Annotated in this window: 4 protein-coding genes; 1 reads left to right on the plus strand and 3 read right to left on the minus strand. The window is 72.0% G+C overall.

Features of this window, described 5'->3' with window-relative positions; genetic code table 11:
* A partial coding sequence (locus IEZ13_RS47380; RefSeq protein WP_229795814.1) for a hypothetical protein occupies positions 1 to 308 on the minus strand: 308 nt, incomplete at its 3' end.
* Positions 309 to 398: 90 nt separating this feature from the next.
* Here IEZ13_RS47380 and IEZ13_RS45960 point away from each other — a divergent pair.
* Positions 399 to 1,181, plus strand: a complete 783-nt coding sequence (locus tag IEZ13_RS45960) for a class I SAM-dependent methyltransferase (protein WP_183227585.1) — start codon at positions 399 to 401, stop codon at positions 1,179 to 1,181.
* A 228-nt stretch (positions 1,182 to 1,409) separates the two neighbouring features.
* Here the strand turns inward: IEZ13_RS45960 and IEZ13_RS45965 are convergent, their stop codons facing one another.
* Together IEZ13_RS45965 and IEZ13_RS45970 are read right to left on the minus strand one after the other, a co-directional pair.
* Positions 1,410 to 2,120, minus strand: a complete 711-nt coding sequence (locus IEZ13_RS45965) for an HAD family hydrolase (RefSeq protein WP_183227597.1) — start codon at positions 2,118 to 2,120, stop codon at positions 1,410 to 1,412.
* A 223-nt stretch (positions 2,121 to 2,343) separates the two neighbouring features.
* Positions 2,344 to 2,694 carry a metal-dependent hydrolase gene (locus IEZ13_RS45970; RefSeq protein WP_229795816.1) on the minus strand — a complete coding sequence of 117 codons (351 nt, stop codon included), beginning with the start codon at positions 2,692 to 2,694 and terminating at the stop codon, positions 2,344 to 2,346.
* Positions 2,695 to 2,854: the final 160 nt, after the last annotated feature.

The raw sequence follows: 2,854 nt of genomic DNA on the forward strand, positions 1-2,854 counted from the left end.
GATTCCAGGGCGGCAGTTGCGTGCCAAGTGCCCGAACCGGTGCCACCCGGTTGCGGCGAAACAGGCCCCGGGGCGAGCGACTCGCCACGGAGGATCGGCCACGAGAACACCGGGTTTACGAAACCCGGCACCACGGCGTCGAGTTCCTCGGCGTCGATCTCGTACGCGGTTTGACCGGCATGCGGGCCCCGGGCGTGCAAGGTGTGGAACACCGGCGAGTGCGGGCCGCCGAGGTCGATCAGCGAGGCGGCCGCACCCTTGACTGCCCGCTCGGTGCCGGGCGTGGCAGTCAGGTCGATGCGGGTCACCACGCCCGGCGTCACCCAGACCGGAACGCCTGGGTGCCGCCCCGCGAGCCCACGGCACCCGCGCTCATTCCGACCGGCACCATCTACCGCATGGACACCAGCCGGCCGGAAGACAGCACCCGTGACTTCTACGACGAGCTGGCCGCGACATACGACCTGATCTACGCCGACTGGGCGGGTTCCATGGCCCGCCAGGCCGAGGCGCTGGACGGGGTCATCCGGCGGGCGGTCGGCACGGGTCCGGTCCGGGCGCTCGACTGCGCTTGCGGCATCGGCACGCAGCTCATCGGCCTGGCCGCCCTCGGATACTCCATGTCAGGCTGTGATCTCAGTACGGCGGCGGTGGCTCGCGCCGCCGTCGAGTGCGAGGCGCGCGGCTTGAGCGCTGCCCTCGTGGCGTGCGACATGCGGCGTCTGCCGTACGCGGACGCCGGTTTCGACGCGGTGATCTGCGCGGACAACGCGCTGCCCCATCTGCTGACGGACGAGGACGTCACGCAGGCGTTGCGGGAGATGCGGCGGGTCGCTCGCCCCGGGGCCGTGGTCGTGGTGACCACCCGGGATTACGATGCCATCCGCGCTGACCGGCCGGTGAGCATGCCCGTCCAGCGCGGCGGGAAGGCGGGGCTGCGGGTGGTGACCACCCAGCTCTGGGACTGGCACGCGGGCTCCCCGGTGTACGACCTGACGCACCTCCAGGTCAGCGAGACGGCACCGGGCCAGTGGGTGGCGGCGTCCAGGACGACGAGTTACCGGGCCTGGACGCGGGCCGAGCTGTCGGAGCTGGCGCGGGCCGCCGGGTTGACGGGCATCCGATGGGCGGCCGGCGCCGAGACCGGGTTCTTCCAGCCGATGATGATCGCCTTCCGCTGACCGGGACACGTCGCTACGGAGCGCTCACCGTCGCCAACAGCTGGCTCTGACCCGGCCGGCGCCCGCCACGATCGTTCCCATCCGGGAGAAACCCGCCCGCGGGTGCCGTCGGCAGCGCCGGTCAGGCGCGGCGAAAGGCGCGCACCGCCAGCGGCACGAAGATCAACATCAAGATCACGAGCCAGATCAGCGTACGGCTTGCCGGCTCCGCCGGATCGGGTCGCGGGGTCAGCGTGGGGAGTGGGCGGCGCGCGAAGCGGTCAGGAGCGCGGGCAAGGTGGCCATGTCGGTGAACGTGTGCGTGGCGCCGGCGGCCAGCAGAACCTGCGGGGCGTTGTGGGACGGGCTCTGCGGCGGGCAGTAGCCGAAGACCGTGGCGCCGGCGGCGACTCCGGCTCGGACGCCGGTCGGGGTGTCCTCGATGACGGCGGTGCGGGCCGGGTCGACGCCGAGGGCGGCCGCGGCGGCCAGGTAGACGTCGGGGGCCGGCTTGCTACGGGGCGTCTCCATCCCGCTGAAGACCTTGCCTTCGAACACCACGTCCAGGCCGGCCTTGGCCAACTGCAACTCGACCTTGTGGCGGTCGGCGCCGCTGGCGCAGGCCACGTTGCCACGGTAGCGCTGGTCGATCTCGTGGACGGCGGCGACCGCGCCGGGGATCGGCAGCAGGTCGCGTACGAGGGCGTCGTTGCGGCGTTCGCGGAAGTCGGCGAGCCACTCGCCGGTCACGGTGAAACCGGTGTGGGCGGTGATCACGGCGGTCTCGTCGCGCAGCGCCCGGCCGACGAACAGCCGGAAACAGTCGGCCTCCGACACCTGCCAGCCGAGTTCGTGCAGCATCGACCGGAGCACGCTGTTGGTGATGCGTTCGGAGTCGACGAGCACCCCGTCGCAGTCGAAGAGCACGGCGTCGAACGGGAGCGCAGCGGTTTCCACCATGGCGGTGACCATAACCGTGCGTAATCCGAGGCGGCCATGACCGAGCGCACACCGGCGCCGGTGGGTAACAGCCGAGGATGCTTCACCTCCGAGCCCGGGCGGCCCGTCACGGGCCGCCCGGAAAGGGAGAACGTCATGGCCGGACCGTACCGGGCACCGGTGACCGGGACCGGTCAGGAAACGGCTCCGAGAAGGACCACCGAACCGACGCCGCGCCCCACCATCAGCCACACCACACCGGCTTCCGTGGACGAGCCGGTCCGGAACCTCGCCCAGCGCGGCGCGCCGGTGCCCGCCGCGCGTCGGGCCTACCGAACAGTGCCCGCACGACGCGGTCCGCAGGGCGCCGGACGCCCGGGGAGACGCCGCCGGCCAGCATCCGGGTCAGGTGACCCACCGAGTGGGCGATCGTGGACTTCGGGTGGTCGACGTCGGGGGCCAGGGCCATTCCGGTGGCGATCGCGGCGCCGAACACGACGGCCGCCGGAGCGGGCGCGGCGCCGGCCGCGGTCAGGGCCGCGCATCCGGCAAGCCAGCCCACCCCGCCGGACAGCGCATGCGACCGGCCCATCATCGGCTGCTCACCGTCTCAGCATCGCCGGGGCACGCAAACCCTGATTGGCATCGGGCTTCGGTGGGCATGTCCAGAGAGACCCAGAAGTGACACGTACGGGAAGGGCAGCCATGACCACCTACGACAGCACTGTCGGTGTCCGGGACGACATCGCCGCCCC

This window comes from Actinoplanes campanulatus (assembly GCF_014647795.1).
GTDB classification, from domain to species: Bacteria; Actinomycetota; Actinomycetes; order Mycobacteriales; family Micromonosporaceae; genus Actinoplanes; species Actinoplanes campanulatus.